Origin of the sequence: Micromonospora taraxaci (assembly GCF_007830095.1) — a bacterium.
GTDB lineage: Bacteria > Actinomycetota > Actinomycetes > Mycobacteriales > Micromonosporaceae > Micromonospora > Micromonospora taraxaci.
In genome coordinates this window covers 3,117,028-3,141,694 of record NZ_VIWZ01000001.1, presented here as the reverse complement: position 1 = coordinate 3,141,694, position 24,667 = coordinate 3,117,028, and the positions used below count along the sequence as shown (strand labels likewise).

At 66.8% G+C, this 24,667-nt stretch carries 15 protein-coding genes; 3 read left to right on the top strand and 12 right to left on the bottom strand.

Annotation, left to right across the window (positions count from 1 at the left end):
- Window positions 1–15: 15 nt before the first annotated feature.
- Window positions 16–504: a hypothetical protein gene (locus FHU34_RS14450; protein ID WP_145780669.1), complete on the top strand. Its 489-nt coding sequence runs from the start codon at window positions 16–18 to the stop codon at window positions 502–504.
- Between the two features lie 81 nt (window positions 505–585).
- Here the strand turns inward: FHU34_RS14450 and FHU34_RS33670 are convergent, their stop codons facing one another.
- The 6 genes from FHU34_RS33670 to FHU34_RS14420 all read right to left on the bottom strand — a co-directional run bounded on the left by FHU34_RS33670 (window position 586) and on the right by FHU34_RS14420 (window position 12,479).
- Entirely contained in the window at window positions 586–1,527 is a 942-nt protein-coding gene (locus FHU34_RS33670) for a hypothetical protein (protein ID WP_244312030.1), read from the bottom strand.
- A gap of 95 nt (window positions 1,528–1,622) precedes the next feature.
- Window positions 1,623–1,874 carry a hypothetical protein gene (locus tag FHU34_RS14440; protein WP_145780667.1) on the bottom strand — a complete coding sequence of 84 codons (252 nt, stop codon included), beginning with the start codon at window positions 1,872–1,874 and terminating at the stop codon, window positions 1,623–1,625.
- A complete protein-coding gene (locus FHU34_RS14435; RefSeq protein ID WP_145780665.1) occupies window positions 1,871–2,173 on the bottom strand; it encodes a DivIVA domain-containing protein in 303 nt (100 codons plus the stop codon). The genes FHU34_RS14440 and FHU34_RS14435 overlap by 4 nt, the downstream gene beginning before the upstream one ends.
- Window positions 2,174–2,558: 385 nt before the next feature.
- Window positions 2,559–3,821, bottom strand: coding sequence for a serine/threonine-protein kinase (locus FHU34_RS14430; protein ID WP_145780662.1), 1,263 nt, complete (start codon window positions 3,819–3,821; stop codon window positions 2,559–2,561).
- A gap of 49 nt (window positions 3,822–3,870) precedes the next feature.
- Window positions 3,871–6,054: a UvrD-helicase domain-containing protein gene (locus tag FHU34_RS14425; protein WP_145780659.1), complete on the bottom strand. Its 2,184-nt coding sequence runs from the start codon at window positions 6,052–6,054 to the stop codon at window positions 3,871–3,873.
- Window positions 6,051–12,479, bottom strand: a complete 6,429-nt coding sequence (locus FHU34_RS14420; protein ID WP_145780656.1) for a DEAD/DEAH box helicase — start codon at window positions 12,477–12,479, stop codon at window positions 6,051–6,053. Before FHU34_RS14420 ends, FHU34_RS14425 begins: the two co-directional genes overlap by 4 nt.
- 256 nt (window positions 12,480–12,735) lie before the next feature.
- On the opposite strand from FHU34_RS14420, the gene FHU34_RS14415 reads away from it, so the two are divergent.
- Both FHU34_RS14415 and FHU34_RS14410 read left to right on the top strand, forming a co-directional pair.
- Entirely contained in the window at window positions 12,736–15,264 is a 2,529-nt protein-coding gene (locus tag FHU34_RS14415) for a GmrSD restriction endonuclease domain-containing protein (protein ID WP_145780655.1), read from the top strand.
- 62 nt (window positions 15,265–15,326) lie between these two features.
- Complete coding sequence (locus FHU34_RS14410; RefSeq protein WP_145780653.1) at window positions 15,327–16,292, top strand: hypothetical protein; 966 nt, start codon at window positions 15,327–15,329, stop codon at window positions 16,290–16,292.
- A gap of 1,237 nt (window positions 16,293–17,529) precedes the next feature.
- Here the strand turns inward: FHU34_RS14410 and FHU34_RS14405 are convergent.
- The 6 genes from FHU34_RS14405 to FHU34_RS14380 all read right to left on the bottom strand — a co-directional run bounded on the left by FHU34_RS14405 (window position 17,530) and on the right by FHU34_RS14380 (window position 24,505).
- Window positions 17,530–17,973, bottom strand: coding sequence for an NUDIX hydrolase (locus tag FHU34_RS14405; RefSeq protein WP_244311671.1), 444 nt, complete (start codon window positions 17,971–17,973; stop codon window positions 17,530–17,532).
- 26 nt (window positions 17,974–17,999) lie between these two features.
- On the bottom strand, window positions 18,000–18,818 hold the full coding sequence (locus tag FHU34_RS14400; protein ID WP_244311945.1) for a protein phosphatase 2C domain-containing protein: 819 nt from the start codon (window positions 18,816–18,818) through the stop codon (window positions 18,000–18,002).
- Window positions 18,815–19,843 carry a hypothetical protein gene (locus FHU34_RS14395; RefSeq protein WP_145780647.1) on the bottom strand — a complete coding sequence of 343 codons (1,029 nt, stop codon included), beginning with the start codon at window positions 19,841–19,843 and terminating at the stop codon, window positions 18,815–18,817. The genes FHU34_RS14400 and FHU34_RS14395 overlap by 4 nt, the downstream gene beginning before the upstream one ends.
- Window positions 19,830–20,567, bottom strand: a complete 738-nt coding sequence (locus tag FHU34_RS14390) for a TauD/TfdA family dioxygenase (RefSeq protein ID WP_145780645.1) — start codon at window positions 20,565–20,567, stop codon at window positions 19,830–19,832. The genes FHU34_RS14395 and FHU34_RS14390 overlap by 14 nt, the downstream gene beginning before the upstream one ends.
- A 22-nt stretch (window positions 20,568–20,589) precedes the next feature.
- A complete protein-coding gene (locus FHU34_RS14385) occupies window positions 20,590–20,922 on the bottom strand; it encodes a hypothetical protein (protein ID WP_145780643.1) in 333 nt (110 codons plus the stop codon).
- A 268-nt stretch (window positions 20,923–21,190) separates the two neighbouring features.
- On the bottom strand, window positions 21,191–24,505 hold the full coding sequence (locus tag FHU34_RS14380) for a type ISP restriction/modification enzyme (RefSeq protein WP_145780641.1): 3,315 nt from the start codon (window positions 24,503–24,505) through the stop codon (window positions 21,191–21,193).
- Between the last annotated feature and the right edge of the window lie 162 nt (window positions 24,506–24,667).

Below are 24,667 nucleotides of genomic sequence, written 5' to 3'. Positions count from 1 at the left end.
GGCAGGATGTGCGCCATGACGACGCAACACCAGCACCTGGTCTACGGACGCGCCACAGCACACGACTGCCTCGCCTTCGCCGACGCCGGCACCGCGACCGAGGAGGCCGCGGAGATCCGGGCGCTCGCCGCCGCGCGCACGTGGGGCGAGGCGCGGCAGGTCCGGATGACTCACCTGTGGAACCCCGCCGGTCCGGAATACCACGATCCGGAGGACGGGTACGCCGACGACAAGCCTTTCACCATCAGCGAGGTGCGTGCGGTCGAGGACGGAACCTGGCCGCGGATGGTCACCGAGCGGGCGTTCACGCTGCTGCCGCAGGACCTGCAGGACCGGTACGGCAAGCGTCAGGTCACCGTGCACGACGGCGACTACCTGGAGGTTCCGGTCGCTGGCGAGAGTGAACTGGTGGCCGAGCTGCGCCAACGCGGCTACGAGGTGACCCGCGACGACGAACTGATCAACCAGCTCGACGGCTTCAGCTTGGGCTCGCTCACCGCGTGAGGCGTGGCGGAGACCCCGGCATCGCCTCCGAGGGTTGACGTTGGTCGGTCCGACGCGGGCCGGGGTCTCCGTGGCTGGTCCTCATCGTCGGCGCTTGTTCAGACTTGGAAGGCCACCTGACACAGTCCGCACAGTGCCGTCCGGGTTGCTCCGGCCTGGCTTCTGTTGGGCCTCTGTCACTCGCCGCCCGGCGAGGTCGGAGGCGCCCAAGTTGACGACGACCCGGTCCGGCCGCTGCCAGCTCCGCAGGTGAGCCAGGGCAAGCTGTCTGTCCACGATGCCGGTGAGCGCACGAATCGCCGGCATCGCCCGGGACGGGTCAGCGAGCAGGAGATGGGCGACATCGGCTGGGGTCAAATGCCGCGGTGAGGCGTTGCCGGCTGAGATGAGGGACCCGTGAACCTCACCATCCTCAAGCCACAGCCACACCGGCAGCTTGCCGTCGCCGGCCCGCATCACTGGGGTTGTCGACGGCATGCTCAGCGTGGTGGAAGCCTGCCTGGCCGCGAGGTGGGCTCGTAGCGTAGCCGCCAGCTGCGCCTGCCCCCGCGTGGTGGAGGCCTGCCTGGCCGCAAGGTGGGTTCGTAGGGCAGCCGCCAGCTGCGCCCGCTGCCGCGACAGGGCCGCCAAGTCGGTCGCCGGGCGGGACGGGGCCGCCAGGTCGGCCGGCGGGCAGGACAGGGCCACCTGACCCGACGATGCCTTCGGACGGAGTTGCGGCGGCCTGGTCGGTGAGGCTCGCCGTATCGCCGCACGCCGTTCCTCCATGAACCAGCCGGCGAACGTCCACTGCTCCCGCGTGAAACTGACCGGGATGACCTCGGTCAGGTCTGGTGCCGACGTGTTCTGAACGGAAAGTTGGGCGTGTCGCTTCGCATGGTCGGTTGCAGTGAATGATCCGATATGGAGGATCTCGGCCAGCGGTATTCGCCTGACGTAGGCCTTCGGCCACGGCAGCAACCGCCAACGCCGGAGGACAAGGTGCTCCTCCTCGAACCTGGCGTCCCAACGCCGAGCGACCATCCCCGCCACCTCCCGTGCTGCGCACGTTAGCGGCCTGATGATCATCACCGCACTCGGCACAACGGGCAGTTGAGATGCCGGATCGTCTGGTTGTGTCAGCGGCGCAGCCGACGGGTGCAGTCGCCGTCGTGGCCGTCGCGCAGGAGGCAACGCCGGCCACCAGGCAGCCGCAGGTCGCAGAAGACCCGGTGGCGGAGGAACTGCTGGTCCTCCTCGGACACGGTGGTCTCCCCCGGGTCGGCCATCGGCAACACCAGCATCCACCGGCCGATGACCCTGGCCAGGCGTTGCGCGGCCGGCAGGTCGTTGGCGACGACGGGCAGGTGGATGACGTACCGCTGGCTCATCGGGCCTGGCCCCGCTCGTTGCGGGCACCGGCCTGCTCGGTCTGCCAGCGGCGCAGCCCGGCCTTGATCCGGGCGGTCTCGCGGCGGCTCTCGGCGAGAGCGGCGTAGACGGCGGCCATGTCGACGGCGACCCGGTCGAGGAAGGCGTACACGTCGTCGGGGTTCAAGCCGCGGCGCCCGAACCCGACTGGCGCGAAGCGACGCTCACGCACCTGCCACGGCAACAGACTTGTGTACGCAGCGGAGCGGTAGGTCGCGCCACTACCCGTCGCGGTTGATCGCCGGTTTGGAGCGTTCACGTCCGTCCGCCTTTCCTGGCCGTGGATGGGCGGGTTGCCCGCCCATCCTGTGGAGGCACACCCGTCCCCTGAAACCCCAGTTCTCAGCGGTACGGTTCACTGCTCGGCGAGGGCTGTCCTGGGAAGCACGGCGGCCGTTCGGGGGGACCGGCCGGCCGCCGTGCTGTGATCAGCCTGTGATGGCCGCATTGGAGAAGCAACGTTTCAGGCCCACTTTCGCCGTTTTGCGCTGACTTTCTTTGCTGCAACCCGCGCGAGTTGCAGGGACGGCTCATGCAGTGTTGCGTAAGGGAATCAGGAACCGTGCGGATGCTCGAACCCACTCAACCGTGAGCAGCAACGGATGGCAGAGGATCTGCCGGGACACGGGCGACGTCGCGATGAGCTAACGCCTCGAGAGCGCATCGGTGGCGTCAGCGCACTCGCCCAGTTCAAGCTGACAGGCCATTACCTGCTGTCGACATTCCTCGACTAGGTCCTGGCCCCCGCCCGACCGCTCCAGATCTTGTGCCAGAGCCCCGAAAGCGCGGCGCGCCTTCCGGAAATCGCCTGCAAGCATCAGGAGGTTCGCGATATCAACTCGTAGCGCCACGATCTCGGCGGCGAGCGGCGCACCGCCTTGCGGCACCAAGCGAAGGGCCCGCTGCAACACCTCGGCGGCCTGCACGAAGCGCTCATTCTCGGCCAACTCCCTCGCCTGCGCCCGCAACTCCACCAGTTCCCGCTTGACCTTCTGCGGCGGAACCGAGACGGGGGCAGGGCCGGGAACCTTGTCGTCCGATCGTGCGGCCACGAGCCCTGGTGATTCACCGTTTTCGAGGAACGGCGTAAGGATCTGACGAACCTCGCCAGCCGACGCTGGCCTTTCCGCTGGGTCCTTGGCTAACAGGCAATACAAGAGATGCGCCAGATCGTCGGGCACATCCGATCGATACTCAGTGATGATGGGAATCGGTGAGTCGATGTGACGGCGCATCATTTCTGGTGCGTTCGCCGCCTCATAGGGAGGGCTTCCGCCGAGCATCTCGAAGAAGATGCAGCCCAAGGCGTATAAATCGGCGGCAGGGCCCACCGGGCCGCCCTGCGCCTGCTCGGGTGCGATGTAGGCAGGGGTGCCGAGCGTGCGCCCGGTCGCGGTGAGGCGCGAGGCCTCGGCCGGGCCGAGCAGCGCGGCTACGCCGAAGTCGAGCACTTTGACCACCCCCGATGGGGTGATCATGAGGTTGTGGGGCTTCAAGTCACGGTGCACGAGCGAGGCGCTGTGAGCTGCCACGAGCACCGAACAGACCTGCGCGGCAATGGAAACCGCCTCGCCGACAGACAGTCGTTCCTGCTCGGCGATGTGGTCGGCGAGAACAATTCCCGGTACGAGTTGCATGACGAGGAAGAGGTCTTCGCGATGTACGCCCAGGTCGTGTACGGCCGGCACTCCGGGATGGTCGAGCCTGGCGGTCGCTCTCGCCTCCCGCCTGAAACGCTTGCCCGCCGTCTCACGCTCGTCCTCCGGCACGTCCAACTGCCGGAGAAATTTGATCGCCACCGGCCGGTCGAGCCGCTCGTCGAAGCCGGCCCAGACCTGACCCATTCCTCCGCGACCGACCGGATACGTCAACTCGTACCGATCACCGACACGATCCCCCGCCTGCACCTACAGCCTCCCCGCATCCCACGCCGACCCCGCTGAGCAGGAACGGCAATCAGGCTAGCTGTCGCTGCACGAGCCGTCCGGTCAGGAACGGGCTGGGCGTGCCGTGCCAGAACACCGCAAGCTCGTCACGGGCACGGGTGGCGGCGACGAACAGCAACGACCGGTCACGCTGGCGTTCGCGCTGGTAGCGCTTCGGGTCAGTGTCCCGGTACCTGCTGATCATCTGGCGAGGCACCAGGCCGTCGCTGACCCCAGCGATGATCATGCGCTGGTACTCGAGGCCCTTGAACCGGTGCATCGTGCCGATGTGCACGCCGTCCGGGCGCTTCGGGCCGTCCGGGCCGATCTCCACCACTTCCAGGCCCTCGGCCTCCAGCCGGCTGATGACGTCCGCCGCCAGGTCCTTGGTGGGTACGCAGATGGCAACCGAGCCGTCCGTCGGACTGCCCCAACTGCGCAACTGCTCGACGATCAGGTCCCGCTCCTGCGCCCACGTCGCGGCTCCGCGAAAGACCGGGCGGCCGCCACGAAGCAGCGACCGGTAGCCCGCCAGGTCCTCCTCACCGCCGTCCAGGTCGTCGTACACCTCCCCGGTCATGATCTGCAGGGCGTCGGCGAGGATCTGCCGGGTCGTGCGGTAGCTCAGCGTGAGTCGGGACGACCGGCCGCGGATGTTGACGCCGAGGCTGCCCAACGTGACGTGGTTGTCGTAGATGCGCTGGTGGGTGTCGCCGGTGAGGAACATGTCGTCCGGCCCTGGCGCGACCATGGCACGCAGCATCTTCCAGTGGGCAGCGCTGAGGTCCTGCGCCTCGTCGACCACCACGTGGCGGTAGCGCGGGCGGTAGAAACCGCCGGACGACTCGCCGGCGACCCCGGTGTTCTGGGCCGTGCGGTCCATCTCGAGGCGGGCAGCCCGTTGTGCCACCTGGCGCCAGGTCCAGACGCCGCGGTTCTCCAGCCAGGTGGTGAAGCGCTCGGTCAGCTGCCAGATCTGGTCCCGCTCCGCCCGGGTGAGACTGCGGCCCCGGTTGGGGCGGCGGGCCTTGAAGTAGTCGGTTCGGGAGTTGAGCACCTGACCGAGGATCACCTGGGTCCACTCGGCGGCCAGGAACTCCGCCTCCCAGCCGGTCTCCCCGGTCTCCAACAGGAATTCGTCCCACAGCTCAAGGACGCGATTGTCGTCCACCAAGCGGCGGCTGCCACCCGCCTTGGCTTCGGCCACGACCCGGCTGGCCAACCGGTCGATGTTGACGATGTCGACCCGGGCCACCAACTCCTGCCCGCCCAACGCCATAAGGCGGGTACGCAGATCCGCAGCCAGGTTCCGGTTGAAGGTGGTGAGCAGGATCGGCTTGTCCACGCCGTTTGGCAACTGCCGGGCGAGGTGCGCCACCCGGTGCAGGGCGACGATCGTTTTGCCGGTGCCCGGGCCACCGCCAACTCGCGCTGGACCGTTGTAGCGGCGCTCGACCAGCTTCCGCTGGGTGGGGTGCAGGAAGATCTGCCACCGCTCGAAGGCTTCGCCGAGCATCGCCTGCAAAGCCTCGTCGTCGGAGGTCACCTGCGTGGCGGGGCGTTCCACCGCCGCCTCGAAGTCCTCGGGGTCGACCGGCTCGTCGGCGCGTACCGGGTCCGTGACCTGTTGGAGCACGTCGTCGTAGGGGGTGCCGTCGAAGAGCGCGAAGAGCACGTCGGTGGTGAGCTGCGGCGCTCGGTCGAGCAATTCCAGCAGCTCCGCCTCGGTGGTCAACTCCCGGATCTGCGGCAGCAACGGCTCGGAGACGCCGAGCTCCAACAGTTGAGTGTCGGTGTAGGCGTCGAAGAGCGGCTTCTGGGCGGGCTCCGGTTCGGCATCCGGCGGCACGACTCGACCGATGATGCTGTCACCGACGGGTGCCATGTCGACGACCTCGATGCCGCCGGTGATCCGGTTGATGCGGTACGCGTACCGGCTGAGGTCGTCGTACACCTCACCGCGGTGCTTGACCGCGACGAGCAGGTAGTCGCGCGCGGCGATGTGCAGCAACAGCGCTCGGTAGTCCTTGTTGACGCGGGCGGACATCAGCCGGGACTCGCTGTTGAGCGCCTTCAGGTTGAGCCCGGGGTTCTCCGGGTTGTGCCGGAACTTGTGCATGAACTCGTAGACCGCTCCGATGTCGGCGCGGGTGAGCTTCATGACCTCCTTGTCGGCACGGTCCAGCATCCGCAGAGTTGTTACTCCGGTGCTCATCGACGTTCTCCCCCGCTCGTCGCCTTGATCTCTGCCGCCAATTCGTCAAACGACCATTCGCGCGCGGTACGGGCGTGCCAGCCTGCGTCCGCGTACGCCCGATCGCGGTCCTCCGTCTCCGGGTCGTCGGACGGGCCGGTCAGCACGATGGCGATCCGCCGGTCGGGCCAGGCCAGTTCGGCTGGCCAGCCCTGGTCGCCCAGCTCGTAGCCGACGATCGGGGCGGGCAGGTCCTGTCGGGCGAGTTGCTGGACGAGGTGGTCGAGAGTCTTCTCGTCCGGGTCGAGGTAGCGCAGGACTTCCCGCCATGGTGACTCCGTGTCGAGGCTCCCGGACTCGGCGGCCATCGGCTGCGCTACGACGCCGAGCCAGGTGGCCGTCTCCTCGTCGAGCGGCAGTGCACGGTGGGCCAGCACGAGCCCGGTGCCCTCGGTGACGGCCATCGAAGCCGGCTCGAAGGTGTCCAGGGTGGACACGGCGAGCTGACCGGCATCGCCGCCACCATTGCCGAGGAACTGAATGACGTTGCCCCAGGCGAGCCACGCGGCCCAACGCTCCTTGTGGCCCGCCGCGGTCACGGCGGCTGGCAGGTCATCGAGGACAGTCAGCGCGGACCAGGTCGGCAGCGGCCTGCTGCGCCCGTCGACAACGAGCGTCACCGGGCAGTCGGCATTGTCCCGGGCCCGGGCAACCATGATCTTGCCTGCAGTCGGACCGGGTAGAGGCTCGCCATGCAATGCCGCCAAGAGCCGCTCCGCCACGCCACCAGAGTCGGCGGCGGTGTTGTCCCGGGCCTGTTTGATCATGCCGGCCAGGGTGGCTTCGACCCGACGCTGCCATCGGTTGAGGTCGGGGTCGGCGAGGAAGCGCATCAGCTGCTCGATCGGGTTGACCCAGATGGTTTCCTCAAGCTCATCCGGGTCGGCGCCGGGGAGGAACTGTCGGTATCGCTCCCGGGCGGCCTGCTTGCTGACCCCGCCGTACGGCGTCCACCGCCCCTGCTCGTCCGTGTTCCCCCAGGTCTTGACGTCATCCCAGGTGGCCGCGAAGACCAGGTAGCCGTGTGCGCGCAGCCGGGCCCGCTTCTCCGCGTCGTCCGCGAGCCGGTTGTACTGGGACGAGGCATGGTATTTGAAGCCGTCGAGATAGACGGCCACCTCCGGCGACGGGGCGTCGAGGCGTTTGAAGTGGACGTCGGGGCGGGTGCCGCGAACGGTGTTCTGCAACTTCATCTGCCAGTGGGTGACGCTCTGACCGTTGTCCCGGACGAACCGCAGGTCGGCGATGCGGGCACCGTCGTGGTCGGTCCGTCGATCGATTCGCAGGCCCGAGTTGGGTTTCTCACCAAGCGCCAGCAGCTTGGTGAGGAAACGCATCTCCAGCTCGCTCTCCACTTGGTGGATCAGCGAGATCTCATCCGTCCGGGTGCCCTCCTCGACGTCCCAGCTGTCGAGGAGCTTGTCCAGCATCCCCAACGCCTCGTCGCGACTCATCAGTGCGAAGTGCTCGTTGCGCGCGTGCCGCAGGAGGCAGCGGTGACAGACCGCCCTGCCTTCGTGTCGACAGGCGCAGTCGGCGATCCGCTGTCGCGCGAGCTCCAGGACCGCGCGAAACTCCTCAGGCTTGGCAAGGCGGTGCAGATAGCCGGTGCCTTGCGGCTGAGTGTCGTAGACGACCACGAAGTTGCGCGTCCCGTCGCTCTGCCCGTCCGGCATGGTGGCCGACACAGCCTGGAGGTGTGCCGGGTCCCCGCCGTACTGCGCGGCGATGCCGAGGCGGATCGCGGCAGCGAACGACGCGATGCGTTCCTGCACCACGGCGGTGGCGGCCGGGATCAGGATGCGCAGCGCCTCGGTCTCCAACTCGTGGGCGAGGATCAGGTCGACGTGGGCGTCCGGGGCGGCTGGCGAGCGCCGGTACGGGCACCAGGGCCGGTGGTGCTCGGCGCCCTTCACGACGGTCGACCCGGAAGCCTCCGCAGCGAGTTGCTGGGCCACCGCGGGGACGCCGTCAACCGTGGTCCCGCCGCATGCGGTGCAGGTGTGGAAGCGGTTGATCCGCACCTCCTCGCCCGCGAACAGTTCGGCCGCCCGGTCGTAGCGCTGCGCACCCAGGTTGAAGTGGCGGATCATCGCGTGCCGGCTGTAGTCGACACCGAACGTGTCGTGGGCGTGCCGCCAGGATGAATCGACCTTCGCCGGGTCGACGTCGACGGCGATGGTGGTGGCGTAGAAGCGCCGGTCCCGGTCGTCGCTGTCGTCGCGGATGCGGGCGTCGTCGCGCTTGTCGCGGCTGAGCACCCGGGTCGGTTGGAGGACCTGGAACAGCCGGCCGTGATCGGCGATGCCCTGGTCGGCGCAGCGCGGGCAGGCGCTGGTGTCCTCCTTGGCGAGGTGGGTGCGGACGTAGCCGCACTGGGCGCAGATCCGCCACTGCTCGTACGCCGGGCGGTCCGCCGGACCGACGTCGAGCCCAGAGATCTCGTGCTTGTAACCCCGTACGTAGTAACTGTTGCCGGGGGCGATCTCGACCAGCGCTTGACGGGCGGGGCGGGCGTACTCGCGCAGTTCGCTGTGGAAACGGCGATCGCCGTCGACCTTGTCCTCCCAGGTCAGGGTGGCTTCGAGGTCGGTCCGGCTGTCGATGAGCGCGTAGTTCGGCAGTAGGCCGAACTCGACCATCGTGCCGTGGGCGGCAGCCGCGCTGACCTCCCGCAGTCGGCGACGGACCGCACCTTCCTCCGCTTTCAACATCTTGATCTCGCGGGCGTGGTCCGGGTCGCTGGGCACGAGCGTGCCTCGGGCGGCGGCGAGTTCCTGCATCCGGCGCCGCAGGTCGGCCAGGCGCGATTCCCAGACATCGTCGGCTTCCTTGACCCGGTGGACGATGCCATCGGCGGCGAACTCCCGCAGTTGATCGGCGGCAGCGCGAAGGACCTTGTCCCCGAACAAACTCAGGAAGCCCTCCACCAGCCGTCCGCTGTCGCGGCGACCAGCCTCGGCGAGGCCGGTCAGCCAGCCGGTCGGCCCGAACAGCACGTGTGCCCGCCGTGGCATCGGCAGCACCCCGGCGAGGCGGCCCCGGGCGGCCAGATCGATCAGGTGGGCGAGGTACTGGCGTCGCAGGATCTCCACTGCGGACAGGAAGCAGCCGGGTGGCACGATCTGGCCGGCGATCATGTCGCGCGGGTCGGCCAGGTAGTAGCGGTCCCGTTCGGTTCGCCCGACCAGGGTCAGCACCAGCGCGTTGCCGCTCTTGCGGCCGGCCCGGCCCGCCCGCTGGACGTAGTTCGCTGGGCCGTGCGGGAGTGACGCGAGCACCACCGCGGAGAGGGCGCCGATGTCGATGCCCATTTCCAGGGTGGGCGTGCAGGAGAGCACGTTCGGGTCGGTGTAGCGAACGCCGTCGCGGAACTCCTTCTCCACCGTCTCCCGCTGAAAGCGCGTGAGCATCCCGGTGTGCTCACCGGTGACGACCCGGAACACCGGGCTGTCCAGGTAGAGCCGGCGGTAGTAGTCGTCGGCGGCGGTGTCGTCGCGGGCGGCCTGGAGTTGACCCCGGCAGCGGTACTGCCGGCACGGCTGGCCGATCCAGTCGGCCACCCGGTCAGGGTGCTCGGTCTGCTGCCAGTGGCAGGTGTCGCAGCCGACTCCGGCCGTCACGGCGGACGCGTCGTCGAGCCGGGTCACCCGCAGGTGGCCGGGCATCAGCCCGTACACCGTGTTGCCGTCCTCCGTGTCGCCGACCGCGACCACGTCGGCGGCGGCGAGGGCCGGCAGCAGCCGGCTGAGGAAGCCGGCGGCGTCACCGGGGTCGAGGCCGAGGCAGCGCGACGTCCAGTCCTGGTACCAGTTGCCCCGCGCGGTGATCACGTCGAACTCTGAGCGGGACTTCGGTGTCGCGAGCAGGAATGCGGGCGCGGACAGCCCTTTCGGGAACGCGGGCATCCCGGCGGGCCGGCCGCCCCAGATCTGCCACCGGGTGCCCCCGCGCTTCAGGTACGGCACCAGCCACTCGTGGAACACGGCGCCGCGGACACGCAGCCGTTCCAACAGGCCCCGGAGGAAGGCGAGGTAGCGGGCGTCGTCCGGCGCCATTCCGGCCAGGTGGCCGGGGCCCGTGAGGTGGACGTCCCGACAGATCGCGGCGGCTCGCGCCGGATCGTCGAGGGACACCTCGACGGCGACGCTGCGGGTCAACTCCAGGGTGCGGCCCTGGCGGGAACGCAGCCCGGTCTCCATCACGGTGGCGAAGACGAGCCGTTCGCTGATCAGCTCCCACGTGTCCCGGCTGCCGCTGTGCTCACCGGCGAGCAGGCTGTCGACACCGGGCTGGTCGTGCAGGTCCGGTGGCACGACGGTGGAGAGGATCTCTGGCTTGGCCGCCTCTTCGATCATCCGGATGAAGAGGTCGTCGAGCCCGATTGACTCGCCGGCTTTCAAACGGCCGGCGAGGAGCGAGCGCAGCGAGAACGAGTAGGACCTGTTGGCGACGAAGCCGGCCCGGTGCGCGGCGTCCTGCACCGAGTCGTTGAAGAGCAGCGTCTTCTTCTCAACCTCGTCGAGCTCCCCACCGGTGAAGAGCTGCGTGATCGCCACCGAGGCGAGGGTGGCCAGGCCGGCACCGAGGAAGCGGATGCCGTGGTCGAGCTCGCAGGACGGGCAACGGTCCTTCTCGGCGCCGTCGATGTCGAGCACGTCGCCGAGCACGACTATCGCGTCGTCGGTGGGCTTGCGGTCACGCTGCTCGTCAAAGGGGCGCACCCGACGGCCGTACTCCAGGACCAGCAAACCGCGGGAACGCTGGCGCACCTCGTCGTCGGTCGCGGCGATCAGCGCGCGGACCCGGCGCTTGTCCCGACCGACGCTGGCGCGGTAGATCTTGTCCGGGTCGGTTTCCAGCTCCTGCGGGTCCTTCTCCGGCGACAGCGCCATCCAGCCCGAGCGGCCGCAGTGCCGGCAGTAGATGGCCGGCAACCGTGGGTAGCGGTTGTCGGCCACGACCACGTCGGCGTCGGTGGCGTACGGGTCCAGCTCGCGCGGCGCTTCGCCGTACCAGCCGAAGGCGGCCTGGTGGGAGGTGCCGCGCAGCAGGCGGGAGACGGCGCGCACCCACAGGTGGGTCTCGATGTTGAGCAGCGGTCGACCGGGAGCTTCCGGGTTCTGCGCGACGGAGAGCAGGCCGACGAATCGGGCGAGAGCCTTCGCCGTGATCTCGGCCGGGGTCTTCATCACGCTGCCCCAGCCGGTGGCGTTCTTGCGAGGCAGCACGTCGATGATCTCGTCGAAGGTGCACGGCCTGGCCTGGAGCGAGTCGAGCACCGCCTTCGTCAACGGGTGCTGACGGAGCAGGTCACCGAGTCGCGCCGGGTCATCGAGGCAGCGTTCACCGACGACCAGCTCGGCGACTTCGGCCATCATCTCCTCGGGGTCGCGGTCATCGACGGCCGCGAGCTGCTCCGGGCTGGGCAGCGGCAGGCTGAAGTCCTGGCGGGCCACGAACTCGCCGGCCTCGTACCGGTCCTCCCCCACCAGTGAGCCGGCGTCGAAGGCGACGCCAAAGACCTGCTCGGCGACCTCACGGATCGCGGTACGACCGTCCCGACCGCCGCCCTCGCCGAGCGTGGCGGAGGTCGCCACGGGGCAGATCGGTCCGAGCGGCCGGTCCGGCTCGTCGAGGTCGAGCGCGGCGGCGAGCCGGCGCAGCAGCATCGCCACGTCGGTGCCCTGCGCGCCGTCGTAGGTGTGGAACTCGTCGAGTACGACGTACGCCGGCTCGGCGCCCTCCCAGAGCGGTAGATCGTCGGCGCGCTGGAGCAGGAGGTCCAACATTTTGTAGTTGGTGATCAGGATGTCCGGCGGCGTGCGGCGCATCTCCGACCGCTTGGTGAAGACATGCTTGTACTCGATGGCCGCGACGTCGCCGATGTAGAGACCGGCGGTGACCTGGCTGAGCGCCGGGTCGGTAAGTAGCTCGTTGATGCGTTGTGTCTGGTCCGTCGCGAGGGCGTTCATCGGGTAGAGCAGGATCGCCTTGACGCCGGCTCTGCCCTGCTGCTTCTGTCGCCGGCAGTGGTCGAGCACCGGGATCAGGAACGACTCCGTCTTACCCGAGCCGGTGCCGGTGGTGATCAGCGTCGGCTCGGCCGGCTTGCCCTTCGTCGACAGCCGGGCGAACGCGTTCGCCTGATGCAGGTAAGGGGTGAAGTCGGCCGGCGCCCAGTTGAGGTGCGCCCGCCAGTCACCCTCCGCCGGGCGGAAGGGGGTGCGGATCCGCAGGTACGGGCCGCGGAAGATGCCCTGCTCCGGGTGGGAGAGAAAGCCCTCCAGGCCCTGGCGTACGCCGTCCTCGGTCAAGCCGAAGGTGGTGGTCAGGTACTGGGTGAGGGTCCGACGCAGGGTGTCGGCGGCGATGGTCGGCCTCATGAGCGGATCACTGCCGCATGCTACTGCACCCCTTACCGGCGTTGACCTGCGCGACAGCCCCGCCAGCGGGGTGAGTCGGATTCACGACAAATACATTCCGGAGCAGGCGCCGAAACCGACTCTCACCACGGCATACATCCAACTAGGCAGCCCTACCACCTCACCAGCAGCAATGAAAGGGTGTACGGCTCTTTGTGATCCGCCTTATGATCGCGTGCCGGAACGGCTCCGGAACGAATGAGGTGACAGCCACCCAATGGTCGCAGCGGCAGAGACCACCCTGCAAGGACTGCTCGAAGGCACAAAGCAGTATCAGGTGCCCCTCTACCAGCGCACCTACTCGTGGCAGGGTCACCAACTGGAGCGGTTGTGGGACGACATCGTCCGACTCGCTGAGGACAGGGTCGAGAACCCGAAAACGACGCACTTCATTGGGTCACTGGTGCTCGCACCCAGCCCCAACAACGGTCCTGCCGGCGTCGGGGTGTTCTTGGTGGTCGATGGCCAACAGCGATTGACAACCCTGTCCATTCTGCTCTGCGCCATCCGGGACCATCGGGCAGCCACCGAAGATGACAGCCACCGCGACCGACTCACCGGCCAGTATCTGATCAACCAGTGGGTGCCCGAGCGCCGTTTGAAGCTCGTCCCTACCCAGGCCGACCTCGACGCTTATCTGGCCTGCGTGGACTCCTCGGCGCAGGCCGGTGGGGGTGAGGTCGGCGCAGCGTACAAGTTCTTCCGTGACAGGCTGGCGGCTTCCGCCGACGCAACACAGGTCAAAGACCTGGAAGATGCGGTGCTCTTCGGGTTAGCGCTGGTCTCGGTGATCGCGCACCCCGACGACAACGTCTATCGAATCTTCGAGTCGTTGAACAACACCGGCCTCAAACTGACCCAGGCCGACTTGCTGCGCAACTACCTGTTCATGCGTCTGCCCGACCGCAGCAAGACGGTGTACGACGCGCACTGGCTGCCGTTGCAGCAGCGGTTCAACTCAACGGAGTTGGAGACCCTGTTCTGGTTGGACCTGGTGCAGCGCGACCCGCGAATCACACAAGGCGACACGTACGCGCGGCAGCAGGCGCGGCTCGACCGGCTCGGCACCGAAGATGACATCGAGGCCGAGGTGCGTCGATTCGGTCGTCTCGGCCGGCTGCTCGAAATCATCCTGCATCCCGACAAGGAGCAGGACTCGGACGTACGTTTCCGGCTGGAGCGATTGCACGCCTGGGGCACGACTACCGTCTACCCGCTCCTGCTGCACCTGCTGGATCGTCGCAGTGTGGGCACTGCGACCAGCGCGCAAGTCGCGTCGGCGATGCGGTACGTGGAGAGCTTCCTCGTCCGGCGGTTGCTGATAGGCCGGGCCACCGCGAACATCAACCGCAATTTGCTGTCCATCGTCACCGAGATGAACAAGGACCTACCGGTCGACCAGGCGGTACACGCCTACCTGTCGGCCGGCCGCAAGTACTACGCGACGGACGCCGACGTACGCCACGCAGTACGGTCGCTGCCGTTCTACACCAACGGAAGGGCATCCCAGCGTTCGCTGGTGCTGCGCTGGTTGGAGGAATCGTACGACAGCAAGGAGCCGGTCTCTCCAGCGAAGCTGACCATCGAGCATGTCCTGCCGCAGAGCATCGGTCCGGAGTGGCAGCGCATGCTCGCTGCGGACCTCGAACCGCACGAGAACGTCGTCGAGGTGCACGACGCTCTGAAGCACACGTTGGGCAACCTCACGCTGACCGGCTACAACGCTGAGCTGGGTAACAGCCCCTTCGCCGTCAAGCGGGTCGACCTCGCGAGGAGCGGCGTACGCCTCACTCGGGACATCGTCGCATGTGAGCGCTGGGGGCGACCGCAGATTCATGCTCGCGCCGACGCCCTTGCCGAGCGAATCATCAATCTTTGGCCGGGGCCGACCGGGCCTACCGTCGATCAGTCCGAGGTGCGCTGGGACCTCATGGAAGCGGCACTCTCCGCATTGCCGGCCGGCTCCTGGACAACCTATGGAGACCTCGCTGCGTTGATCGGCACCGCGCCCCAGCCGGTCGGCAACCGGCTACGCGCCGTCCCGGTACCCAACGCCCATCGGGTGTTGCAGGCCGAAGGAACGAAGGCCGGGGGTTTCCGGTGGCCCGACGGACGCACGGACGACCCGGTCGCGGTGCTGAAAGCCGAAGGGGTCGAGTTCGACCAGCACGGCCGGGCCGATCAGGCCCAGCGCATCGACCTCGACGAGTTGGCACAATTGACCGGGCTGGCCCCCGACGAGTTGCCACGGCGGCTGCCCCAGCCTCGACCCGGTGACGGGCAGTCCCTCGCCGAACGCTTCACCGAGCAGCTCGGGGTACTGCAAGGTCCGGTCGTTGCCGGAGCCACGCTGACACTGCTCGACCGATGGACCGAGATGGGCGGCACGCTCCTCTACGGCGGTGGAGCGGAGACATCCTGCTTCCTGATGGCCCGCGAACGTGGTCACCGTGACGGCGACATCTGGCCGGTGACCCTTTACCCCAGCGGGAAAGTTGAGGTGGTCTTCCAACACATGGCCAGTCGTTTGCCGTTTGACGCCTTGGCGCTGCGTGAACAGTTCCGGCAACGACTTAATCAGCTGCCCGGCGTGAACATCGCCGCCGCGAAACTCACACTGCGACCCGGCGTCCCACTGACCATCCTCGCCGATCACGCAGCCGCTTCGACGCTTGTGGAGCACCTGCAGTGGTTCTACGACCAAGCCCACCTGTCCGAGGAGGCGGACGAGACGCTCACGGTCTAGCAGGAGGGCAGACGCCTTCTCTGATATGCCGACCTGCCTTCGCAGCAATCAAGGTGGTAGCCGTGTCCGCGTTGACCAATGAGGTAAAGAACGCCAAGAGCCCGGTGGCCCGTTGGCTCCGCGCGACGTTTCCGCACCACCACGACATACAGGCCGATTATCGAGAGGCCGCCGGCCCGGCCCGGGTACTGCCGTCACCGAGCGTTGCGCTCTGGACGCAGGGTGCTGCTATCGATTGGTGGTTACGCTTCCTGATCGACCCGGCCCCATCGATCGGGCTCGCAGTGGCCGGGCTGAACACGCGGCGAGCGCCGTGCGAACGAGCTGGCCTGGAACTGCTGCACGAACTGGGTGCGGTCGATAGCGATGGCAATCACGTGGGGCCAATCCATCCGGCCCGGTTCAGAGAGCGGTCTGATGAGTGGTGGGCACGGATGTCCTACGCGCTCGCACTCATGGTCGAGCTGTACCGGGCGGCTCGGGTAGACGGATCTCGCCTGATGCAGCTTGGTCCGGACAGTCGGGCGCGCGACCTGCTGGCACTGGCGAACGCCGACGAGGTCGCCGACCTGATTGCGATGCGCGACCTGGCAGTGAAGCAACTGATACCAGTGCTGCCGGTCGGGCGCGTGGCCACTGGCTCGACGTTCGAGGGCAGCGCCGATCTCAACGCTGACGCCGATCTCATCGTCGGCGGCGTGCTCGTCGACTTCAAGTCCACCCAGGGAAGGGCAAGGCCGGACGGCAGCCGTGCGGCCGGGCTGACGAGGGCCGAAATCGATCAGTTGCTGGGATACGTGCTGCTGGATTACCTCGACGCGTTCGCACTGCACTCGGTGGCTATCTACACCGTCCGCTACGGACACTATGCCGCGTGGCCGCTGGAGGACTTGTGCGCAGAGCTCGCAGGGCGGCCAGTTGACCTCCCCGCGACGCGGCAGGAGTTCAGGCATCTGGTACGCGAGCTGCCGATTAATCGCAGGGCGTCGATCGTCGACAGGATCCAGCGGCGGGTCGCCGCCAGTTAGCCGGTCAGCAGTCTGGACCCATGCCTTGGCGGTGTGACAGCAACATGCGGCTCAGCGCTGAGCGGTTCGAGGAGCGTCCACGATCCACAGATCCAGGTCAGCCGCGCCACCCACGTCGGTGAATCCAGCTACTACTAACGTCGGCGCTGTTCGGCAGCACCAACCGGGTGAATGCTGCCGCCGCAGGCCAGCGCACGCACCGCAAAGGGCCCGAGCCAGTAGCCAGGGATCCGCGCAGGCTCGAAGCGGATCTGATAGCGCAACGCCTAGCTCCGACCTCCGTCGAACTCCCACAGCAGTCAACCATTCGTCACCCCGGCAGGACGAACGGCTACTTCCGGGGCAACGTCACCGCCAATAGCATCGAGTTTCTCGGATGGAAAGGACGAGCTTTGCGCTCGGCCTTTTCTGCGGCCAGAGCCCGGTCCGACGGCATCGGAGGCGGCGTGGTAATCAGGCGAACCATCAGCGACTGGTACACCAATGCGGAGGGCCGAGATCGTTCTGATTCCCGGCATGACTGGGAGAATGACGACCAGCCCGACCGTACGCCTGATGCCTGGCTCGATCGCCTCCAACCCGCAAGTCGCGTAGGCTACACCCGCCCCTCAGGCGGATCCGTCTCCAAGGTCGCCCCGGCGAACGCTGGTCGCCTGACCGATCGTAAAAGGCGAGACCTGGCAGATGCCGCCCGCGATCTCCGGCACCGAATGCCGAACATCAAGGACTCGACGATTGCTCGGCACCTTCGTCAGGACGGGTGGCCCCAGGTCTCTGTTGACCAGATTCGCGCAGCTCTGCGCGCCCATCCTTCTCCGCGTCACAGGCAGCAGTCTCCTGCTCGTCATTCGGAGGCCCGGAAAACTGCGACGAAGAAGCCTGGCACCGCAACCGTCACTAGTTCACCCAGCGCGATCAAGCCAACGGGAAGCCCGGCGGTCGCACGAGGCCAACAGAGCCTCGCCCAGGTGGCGCACGCCATGCGTGCAACGTTTCCGCAACTCGGCATGAAGAAGCTGACTAAACAGGTACGGGGGCGCGGCTGGCCGACGGCAACCGTCAAGCAGGTGGAGGCGGCTCTCCAGCGACCGCGACCCAAACAGCCGGTCAGCAGCCGACCGATTGCATCTCGGGCCGTCCGTTCTCCTCAACCAGACACCTGTTTCGCCTGCGGAGTGGTGCCGTCGCTGCTGGGAACGTGCCGCTGCTCCTGACAACCACACGAAGCCCGAACCCGTTACGTCGTCAGCCGGCGCTCACGCCAGCGCTGGATGGTCCGCTTGTAGGGCTCGGGCATGTGCAGATGTGGCACCTCGTCGTACGTAAACACGCCGAGCTCCTTGTGCTCGGCCGAGTAGACGAGCTCCTCATCCCCGACGTAGGTAGCGCCGAAGCTCACGATGAACACGTGCCGGACGGGCGTGATCTCGTAGACCCAGGAGTCGATGATGTCGACCTCGGTGATGGTCAGGCCGAGCTCTTCGGCAACTTCCCGGCAAACACCATTCTCGGGCGTCTCACCGACTTCGAGCTTGCCGCCGGGCAACTCCCACTCGTCGCGTTCGTTGCGTAACAGCGGCACCCGACCATGGTGGTCGACGACGAGCTTGACCGAGATCGGCAGCTGGTACTCGAAATACCCCGGGTTCCGCTCGACCAGGTACGGCGGTCGCTCCGTCACGCGAGAAGTCCTTCCGTGGTGCGGCATCAGTTGGCGGTCAGTAGGAGAGCGGCGATGTCGTCGGCCCGTTTGAACCGACCACCGCTACCACCGGGTTCGCTTTCCGCGTCTCGGATCAACTTCTCCAGGTAGTGCAGCCCTCGATCACGCGCATCGGGAATCACCTGAGCCCACGAGCGGTAGATTTCGTAGTCGGTGACCAGCCGGGCGAAGCCGTCGGTGCACAGCAGTATGCAGTCGACGTGCGTCCACTCGCCGGCAGCGGTGTGTGGTCGAAGCTGGCGATTCGGGTGCCCGGAGAAGATCGATTCGACATCACCGGAGGTCATCGTGTGCAGCCGGCGCTGGTGCATGGCGGCGATGACTCGGTCCGCCTCAGCCTCATTTGTCGCGACCGCCGCGGCTTCGCGTCGGTCGAAGTAGCCGGTCGACAGCACCACAGGTTGAACGCCCTGGACCACGGCGGTGGCGTCGCCGATTCGGGCGAGGTCGTAGCCGATGCCCTGGTCGACGCAGACCGCGATTGAACAGGCCGGTGGCACCCGGCTTACGGGGAACGACAGTGCTGTCTGCTTCCGGGCCACATCGTCGGCGAGCGACGTCAGGAGCGCGGCGGCGCCACCTTGATAGTTGCCCGCACCGGCCTGCGTCAACCGCTCGGCGAGGTGGTCGACAAGCCACTGCACGTCGCTGTCGGCGGGCAGCGCGGTGTCGTCGTACAGATCGGTGGCGCCATCGATGACCCAGGCGAGGGTGCCGCGGTGGCCGACGCGGTCTTCATTCGCTCGCATGCCACCGGCCGAGGTAATCGCTTCTCCTACCTTCATGGCCTGTCCAACTCTCATGACATCCACGAGGCTGGCACGAACATACCGGCCCCGATCATGGCGCACCCGATGACGACCGCTGCGATCACCCGGCGAACGCGGCTGTTGTTGACGAGAGAGAACGTACCGAAAACGACAGCGATCGCGCCGGACGCCACGAGCATGAGACGGAGGCCCTCGACGCCTGCGCTCTGGCTGGCGATGTTGCTGGCCGTGGCGATGAAGGCCACCACGGCCGCCAGCAGGCCCAGGAGTTGCAGTTGCTGGCCCTTGAACTCGGTCAACTCGGTGCGGAAGCGGGCGTGGGCCTGGGCCCACCGGGCGCGCTCCTGCATCAGATCGATTCGGATCCGGCTCGACTGGTACTGGCTGAGCCGACGCAGGTGGTCCCGGGAATCACGCGGCTCCAGTTCGATGGCCTGCGCGACGGCGGCCCTGGCCGCCTCGAACTCTCCGCGCAGTGCCAGCACCCGGCCTTTCGTCTCGTAGTAGTGGGCGACACGTCCCTGGGTGAGTGTTATTGCCCGGTCGATGTGCCGCTCCACCTCGTCGAGGTCACGTGCCGGGCCTGGATCCTCCAGGCGTTCGAGGTATTCGACCCAGAACGCCGCCAGCTGATGGATCACCGCCGCCACGTCAGGCATCGAGGCAACGGCCTGACGGGAGTATTCGACCGAGCTGCGAAGTGAGGCGAGGTCGCCCTTGGCGCGGGCCACGATCGCGCGAAAGGTGTGGAAGTAGGGCTCCGCCCCAAACTCGTCGTCGTGGTCTCGGACGACCGAGGCGTACTCGGCGTGGCGCTCCTCGCGCCGTAACCGCAGCAGGAGAGCGTAGAGCGCCGCGAACCGGGACCGCCTGCGAATGGCGTGATCGTCGAGAACGGCGCGCAGCAGCGGCTCGGGGTCGGGGTACGCCTCGACGACGGCCCGGATTGCCTGCGGGAAGGCCGCATCGGACGGTGGCGGCACCTTCGACAGCGCGGCGACGAGGTGGCTGCGGTCGGGCGCCGAGGACGCCGGCTGGCGCAATCTAGGAACTCGCAATCGAAAACCCCCGGTTCAACCCGGTATACGGATGATCGCTGTTGACTCTCGCCAGGAACCGCACCAGGCTCCGATCGCCGGTGAAGGCTGTGCGCCCGTGCAGGAAGCGGTGATTGTGTACGAGGTAGCCGTCGCCCGCACCCAGGCGCAGAGTTTGGGCCGTCTCAGCGATCAGGCGACGGAACGTGACCACGAGGTCCGTACGCCCATCGGTGCTGTACGGACCGGCGACCCGATCGTCGCGATAGCGGATGCGGGCGTGGCCGACACCGATCTCGATAACCGCCGGGCCTGGCCGACCGGTTGCCGTCCTCAACCGCAGGCCGGCGATCTCGGTATCCCCGGCACACTGGCGGACGAGCGCCAGCACCCGCGCTCCGTCGACCAGCGTGGCGCTTCCTCCGGCCTTCGCTGGAGTCAGCATGAGGGTGGCGAGCACACTGGGTGGTTGTGCGTGCAGACTGCGATCGGTATGCGGCGACAGGGCCAGATCGGTGAAGCCGGCCTCGTTGTCGTCCTCGTCGGTGCGTAACCGAGGCGCGATGACGGTCAGCCCGTCGGCCACCTGATGCGGATGGTCGGCGGGGGCGGTCCAGCGGTCGAGCAGAGCCCGGACCTCGGCAACGGATCCTTGCCGGATCAGGACGACGCCGTCATGGGCGAGTGCGCCGGGCACGAGGTCCGGGCTCACCTCAGCCTCGCGTCCCGCCTCCACCAGCCGCATACGCCCCGCCTACGCGCGCCCGTCAGTCCTCAGGGTCGTCGAGGTCGACGGCCGCCGGAAGCTCCGACCGCGCCGGGGGCTTCACCGGGGCGGGCGTGGGCAACGCGCCGAGACCTGCTCGGTCCAGCGCTGTGTGCAGGTTGCCGACCAGTTCCTTGAGCACATCTTCCCGCGCCTGGTTGTAGGCGAGTTGTGCGGCCGCGCCGGCGGCGGCTCCAGCACGCTCATAACCACCCCAGGTGTCCAACCACTCGTAGGAGCCGTTGACGCGGCGCATGCGGGCGACCCAGTAGACGGATCCCTGCTTCCGAACCGTCCAGTAGCTGCCATCGGCCGTGTAGTTGCGGTATGCCATAGAAACCAAGCTATAGACCGACAGGGCGGGCCACTTCAGCCGTACGTCCACTTCAGACTGCGCCGAGCACCGAGAGCGCGCAGGGAAGAGACCCCTTGCGGGGCAGCTATCGGCGCTGGTCCAGGCCCGTCAGGTCGAACCCCGCCGCAGTACCGGGCCACAGCGGCGACCGGACAGAGTGTCGCCTGGCCATCCTGGGCCAGGCAGAGGCATCGGCTACGTCGTGCCGAATTCCGGACCGGCGCGAGACATGGCCCAAGCGAGCCGATCATCGGAAGAGGGGCGACTGAACGTCGATGACCGGCTTTTTCGCTTCATCTGGCGGTGGCAGCACGCCTAGATCCTCAAGCTCTGTCGCCCTCAGAAGAGGTCCATCGAGGACGGCTTTCAGCACGTCGTCCTGCTGCGGTTCGAGGAGCACGCACCCATGGAGCACGGCTAGCAGGTTTCGCAAATCATCGGTGAAATCCCACTTGCTGGCAACGATTCCGTTCAGTGGAGACGATCTGCGCAAACGGGGCCACTTGGAGCGGTAGTCAAACCATTTCTTGACCACTTGCGTGCCACAAACGTCATAATCCCAAACGGCCGAGGGGACGGGACCGAGGGCCCCCTCGCCCACATACAGTGTCGAACTGTCCCGGTCGTACGTGATGCTTTCGGGCATGCGGTCCGGCACACCTGGTATGGGTACGAGAACGTCAGGCCGCAGTTCCCGCGGTGGTCCCGGGGGACGGCCAGACGATGGGCAGACATAACGCTCACCGTAGGTCTGGAGCCAGATTACCCGCCCACCAAGGCCGACTGCCGTACGCCAAAGGTCGGGGTTCAATGTCAACGGGATCCGCACTCCCGGGGTGCGGAGCTCCGATCGAAATCGCGTCGGGAAACCGGGGTGCGACGCCACGGCGGCAACATAGGCGAAAACGTCTTCGCAGGTAACGTCGCTGCCAAGCTGGCAAGAAAGGTGTTCCATTAGGCCAGGGGCGATGTTGGGATGATGACCGCTGACATCACGGTACGGAGGTATTACCTTGCCTCCATGATGACCCATGTAGTGGTCGTTATCCGGCACCTCCGCGGCGAACACGACGGCCGGTCCAGAGGTAACTGACTGCGCGAACAGTGTGGTCAGATACGTCTGATGCTTTCCGTATGTAGACCAGAGATCGGGGCGGGAGAAGTCGACAACCCTTCGGTCGGCAATAACGTACTGCCGGTCGAAGCTCCGGAACGCTACGCGCATGACGGAAACCTGAGGGTCAATGGTGCCGACCAGTGACGCGGGCTGACCTGTGCCGTCGAAGTGCGGCGAGAGTGCGACAGATATTGCCCTATCCCTAGTCTCTTTCATGAGCTCCGGCCGCTCAGCCAGAGGAGCCGAGATTAGGCGCCGCCACCGCTCGGCTAACGTCTCTTTATCCGGCGCGTAAACCCATGTTCGGTTTGCCTTGATACCTGGGGATTGCCACGGCATCAGGTCGGCGAGCGCAATGCAGTCATTCCATATCGCCTGCGACGCGGGACGGAAGGGAGTCGACCACTTCGTTGGGCAGTCCAACCACCGACCACTTGCGGCAGTCAGATCCTGGAGGGCGTTTAATTTTTCTTGCCTAGCGCCGGAGAGGGCAACGTAACGAATCCTGGCGGGTGTTTCCGTATCGGCCGCCTTGGCGCGTCCGAATACGCCGATACACAATGGCTGCTGCACGTCTGGAAAAATGCGTGTCGGCACCTCGGGCTGATGCCCTTCAGGAGATAGATCGATGATCCAACCCCAGTCGGCCTGTCGTCGCAGGTACTCACGCATGCCGGCAAATCCTGGCCCGGTCGTGTAGGCCGACGTGCAAACGAAGGCCACGACCCCCTCCGGGTGCTCAGGATGTGCTTCGAATACCTTCCAGGTGGCCCAGCGCCAAAAGTAGATGTTCAAGTTGTGCAGTTTGAACTCGAGTCTGCCGGTACCGGTGCCTCGAAAAGCATCGAGCATGCTCGACTTTCCCTTGTTGCTGGCAAGTACGAGCCCTCCCTGATTCTTGGCGCGTTCGAGGTAGGGCGGGTTGCCGAGAACGACCATGACTCGTTCCTCGGTCTTGACCTTGATTGCTTGCGCACGGGAGTCAGCAATTGGCCGGTACACGTACGGGCTAACAAGCGTCTCTACGTCAGGGTCCTCCAGGGTATCCGTGACGTAGAATCTGACCCTCTCGTCGGCAACCTCCAATCCCCGCGCCGCGAGATCCTGGTGCAGCCGTAGTTCCGCTACGGCGAAGGGCGCGATTTGGCGTTCAAATCCAACTAAACGACCGAGGAGAGCACGAAGTTCAGCTGGCTCGTCCCCGTGGTCAGCCGCAATCGTCTTCGCTACACGTGCAATCACGCTTAACAGGAAAGTGCCGGTACCCATAGCCGGGTCGACGACCACTACATCGCGGTCGGCCAGACCTAGCCGTCGTTTCAGCTTGTCGTGCAAGATGCTGTCGACAAACTGGACCATGAAGTCCGCAACGGGCTGCGGCGTGAAGTAGGAGCCACTTCCCCGTCGAACCGCTGGGTCGTACAACTCCAAGAAGCGCTCATACAGCTGATCCGATGTGTCTGTCCGCCAATCTGTCCAGTCACTGGCCTCGATGGCGCGTCGCAGCGTTTGCAGAGCCACGCTGCGCTGCTCAATGCTAGGACCACCGTGGTCCTCGGTGAGGATAGCCAGCGCTCGCCCGACGAGCAGGTGGTTCTTGGCCAGCTCTCGCCCGAGCGTCGGCAGTTCCTTGCCCTCGAACTCAATCCCTGACCGACGCGCCAACAGCAGCCCAAACGTGACGGTCTGCGCGTAGGCGTCGGCGAACAACTCCTCGCTCAGGTGGGGAAATAGCCAGGTGCGCCAGTCGGCTAGATGATCGCTGAAGAGCCGAACCCTCCCACCGAGTCGCTCTTGACCGAGGGTGTCCAAAACCTCGTCGCGCAGCAATCGGCAAAGTCGTGCCGCGTCTCGGACCAGATGTTCGAGGCGGCGATGTGGACGTGGACGCCACGCAAGGAACGCGTGGAGCACGAGCGCCAGGTTGCCGTCTGCGGGCCGAAGGCGCGCACCGGCCCGCTGCAGGTCGCCGTCCATCCGTGCCACTGGCCCCTGCAATTCTCCCCAGCGATACACCGCGAAGGACTGACCGTCGGTGTACAGAACGTTCGGAAGCAACTGAAGCTGGACCCATTGCCTACGCTCCCGGGCCGTGGGGTGCCAGCCGTGGCCGGGAACACCTCTGCCCGGCGCCTTGAGTTCCACATACCCGATCGGGGCTCCGTCGACGTCGATCAAGTAGTCAGGGCGGATAGCAAGGTCCGGGAGACGGACCTCGCCATGCGCCCTGACCGGGCAGCCAATCGCTTGTCCAGCCGCAACGAGAAGCTCCACCATTGGCGCCCGCAAGGTGTCCTCCCGAGCAGCCAGTCCCCGCTGAAGGATCGGCGCGACGGAAGCACCGAAGTGAGAAACAGCTGCCTCGAGCAAGGCACCGTACGCTTCAGCAGAACCCCGAGGACCGGGCACGTCGGCCGCACTGCGGGTGCGGGCGCTCCTGTCCATGCGCCCTCACCTCGGTCGGTGAGTCATAAAGGGGCCGCCACCACCCAGCTCACGATGGCTACTCAGAGTCATTGGATGACCTCCCGCCGTATTGCCACAGCATGCGGCAGGCAGCGAAATAGATCAATGGCCACAGTGCACGTCTGACCAACCGCATGATGC

Bases quoted from the DNA above. Each gene is read 5' to 3' on its own strand.
- FHU34_RS14450 (WP_145780669.1), top strand. From the start codon at position 16: ATGACGACGCAACACCAGCACCTGGTCTACGGACGCGCCACAGCACAC.
- FHU34_RS33670 (WP_244312030.1), bottom strand. From the start codon at position 1,527: ATGGTCGCTCGGCGTTGGGACGCCAGGTTCGAGGAGGAGCACCTTGTC.
- FHU34_RS14440 (WP_145780667.1), bottom strand. From the start codon at position 1,874: ATGAGCCAGCGGTACGTCATCCACCTGCCCGTCGTCGCCAACGACCTG.
- FHU34_RS14425 (WP_145780659.1), bottom strand. From the start codon at position 6,054: ATGAGCACCGGAGTAACAACTCTGCGGATGCTGGACCGTGCCGACAAG.
- FHU34_RS14420 (WP_145780656.1), bottom strand. From the start codon at position 12,479: ATGAGGCCGACCATCGCCGCCGACACCCTGCGTCGGACCCTCACCCAG.
- FHU34_RS14415 (WP_145780655.1), top strand. From the start codon at position 12,736: ATGGTCGCAGCGGCAGAGACCACCCTGCAAGGACTGCTCGAAGGCACA.
- FHU34_RS14400 (WP_244311945.1), bottom strand. From the start codon at position 18,818: ATGAGAGTTGGACAGGCCATGAAGGTAGGAGAAGCGATTACCTCGGCC.
- FHU34_RS14390 (WP_145780645.1), bottom strand. From the start codon at position 20,567: ATGCGGCTGGTGGAGGCGGGACGCGAGGCTGAGGTGAGCCCGGACCTC.
- FHU34_RS14385 (WP_145780643.1), bottom strand. From the start codon at position 20,922: ATGGCATACCGCAACTACACGGCCGATGGCAGCTACTGGACGGTTCGG.
- FHU34_RS14380 (WP_145780641.1), bottom strand. From the start codon at position 24,505: ATGGACAGGAGCGCCCGCACCCGCAGTGCGGCCGACGTGCCCGGTCCT.